This is a genomic window from Pelatocladus sp. BLCC-F211, from assembly GCF_041928655.1.
Lineage (GTDB): Bacteria > Cyanobacteriota > Cyanobacteriia > Cyanobacteriales > Nostocaceae > Pelatocladus.
Map to the genome: position 1 here is coordinate 1 of NZ_JBHFLM010000001.1, position 2,777 is coordinate 2,777.

Genomic DNA, 2,777 nt, shown 5'->3' on the forward strand with positions numbered 1-2,777 from the left:
CTGTACGTTCGCTCATTTTTGAAGGGAGAGAGGAATTAATGCCTTATGGTTCAAGGAAAAAAACCTAATTCAGAATCCGATCATACTGACACCATGTAATACTTGGGAAAAGCTTTGGGAGATGAACGGTGTATGACATGGGAAAAGAAAAACAAGATTTACCATGTCTTACATGGTAAAGGGGAATTCACGCCTCGAGGGTTATGAACACGGTTTTCCCGTGTAATACATGGATAAAAAGTGCTATTCAAAACTCCCTTTATGGTGTAATACACAATGAGACTGATGTCGAAATGGAACATTCAATCAGATAATTGCTTGTCAACAAGTGCTAATTTTACAGGGGGAAGACGTAATTAGGTCGAGCGTAGCACTCCTTCAACCTGATAAAGGGACTCAGGCATTTTCATTAAAGAAAGAATTTGTGTTTGAAGCTCGTTAATTGGGGTGATGAAGATGGTAGAATCAGGCAAAAAGTAGAGAGTTAAATTACAAAAAGCCTTAAGCATTTTCTCGGCAGATGGGCGCTCAGTTCTTCGCTTTGGATTACCGTCATAAAGACCGAATAAGGATTGTTGAGTTTCTATCAGTGCCTGCTTCACCACAAATTCCATCAGGGTAAACACCCGCAACGCCAGGTTTAACAAGAACATTAAGCCAGTGATTCGGTTAGTATTTTGAAAGTAAATAGGTAGGGCAGGCAAAGAACCCCTTTTAAAACGATGAAAACCACGCTCCAAGAGCCATTCATCCCGATAATACGTCACCGCTTGTGGTAAACTCAGTTGGCGAAGCGAGGCATTAGTGACATACAATCGCCACCCTGCCAAGGTTTCTGCCTCCTTAATCGCAGTATCAATCTGCTGGATATGAAGTTGAAGACAAATATGTGTCACTTCAAGAGTCGGAGAGTTTTTTGATGGTCGTCCCCGTCCGGCATGACGAGTATGTCTAGCGATCTCTTGTGTAATCATGGTTGAGAAGAAATCTTTGACACGATAGCGCTGGAGAATGTTTTCTACTTTATGGCTGAGTTGCTCCCGATCATCACCTGGCTTCTTAGCTAAACTCTTAAGAGCAGTTTCAGCTTGATTTATGCGTTGCTGTAGTCCACGTATGGCAGATGCTGCAAGGCTTTGGGAATAAACTACCAAGTAGCGTTCTAGCCAACGTACCCACTTGTTGGTTTCTTTGTTGAACCAAAACTTACCTAACTCCACTTCAAAACCCTTTCCCACAGCAGATTCTTCTTCATCTTGTCGCGGTAAACGAATCTCCACAATTTCTGCTGGTGGGTCTAGTACCCATTGCTTAAGATATTGGGGGTGTTGTCCACTCATGGCTACAGGAACGCAGTAAATACCCCTATTTGCTGTAATGGCGGCGCGAGTTGCAATCGACCCAGCTTTACAATCAGCGATGAAGACAAACTTTTTATGTCCAATCACTTGCGCCATTTTTTGCCAAGTGGGGAAATATAATGGGTCGTCAGCTCCATTACCTTTAAGGGTAGTGCTGACTAATGGCATTCCCATTGGGTCGAGAGTTGCCAATAATTGACGGTATTGCAACAAATCTGGGCGTTTGTCCTTGGAATAGCCATAACTTAGTAGATTTTCTTCTGGGGAATCTCCCTGTTGATGATTCACACTAAAACTAGTCGTATCAGTTCGTGCCACTTGTGTCGGCAAATCGTAGGCGCGAATCAGATGTTGTCCTAACTTTACCTCTATTTCCTGCGTTGCCTCTGTTTGCTTACCTAACTCTTCGACTACCCTTGCCAATCTGTCATCACTGGTATCTTTTTCTCCTATTGACCACCCCGTACTTAACTCTAAAATCCTTCGATGTGCCAGCACCCATGCTTCCACTGCACACAACCGATGGTCTGATTGGGTAATTATGTATGTCAATAACAATACACTCAATTGACCATAACTCATGCCTTTGTGGTTTCCGTGTGGTGGACGAAGTTTTTGGTCAATACATTTGGCTATCCCCATCTGCTTGAGCCATTCCACAATTACGGGAATATCGTCAATCCGCTCAGAACTTATGTCCACTGTTTTTTCCCGCTCACTGATACAGAATAACGAAATCCTACTCTTGTGTATACTGGCTATTTAGTACCGCAATAAAACGATTGAGAGCTTTAAGTGCTGCTTTGTAGCCTGGTGATTGCTTACCTAACTTCAAGTCTAGTAATACTTGGTTACGTAAACTTTCCAGTGTTGCCACCGGGTGTGGCGTGGTCGCAAGTTCAACAACAGTAGTTTTGGCTTGATGTATCGGCTCTTTTTCCCGTGTAGTACTTGGGTTAGCATTTTCCCTAATAACCTGTTCCACGTAATCAGCTCTAGTCATACCCAAGCATTCAGCAGCGATCCCCAAAGTCTTCCAGGTTTCATCAGTTAATCTTAAAGAGCGCACTTGACGATAATCATCGTCTTTGAGAGCGAACTTCCCTTGAATGTCCCGCTTCAACATTAGATTCTACCATGTATTACATCGTAAGTTTAACCCGAAATTGGTGACGGTTTCGATGTCATACATAGGACTACAGCAAGCGCATATTTATGAAGAATGCCCTCCAATTTATTCCGTGTAATATACGGAAAAACCGATTTTGCCTTTCCCCATGTAATACACCGTTGATCTCCCGAAGCTTTTCCCAAGTATTACACGGTACAACTACAATCAGCTCCACAATCACGTTGTTTCCTTGGACAGCAAGGCATTAATTCCTCTCTCCCTTCAAAAATGAGCGAACGTACAGT

At 43.0% G+C, this 2,777-nt stretch carries 2 protein-coding genes; both read right to left on the reverse strand.

What is annotated here, in order from left to right; genetic code table 11:
* Positions 1 to 356: 356 nt before the first annotated feature.
* Entirely contained in the window at positions 357 to 2,063 is a 1,707-nt protein-coding gene (locus ACE1AT_RS00005; protein ID WP_374865289.1) for an IS1634 family transposase, read from the reverse strand.
* A 37-nt stretch (positions 2,064 to 2,100) separates the two neighbouring features.
* A complete protein-coding gene (locus ACE1AT_RS00010; protein ID WP_016860831.1) occupies positions 2,101 to 2,487 on the reverse strand; it encodes a hypothetical protein in 387 nt (128 codons plus the stop codon).
* Positions 2,488 to 2,777 lie beyond the last annotated feature (290 nt).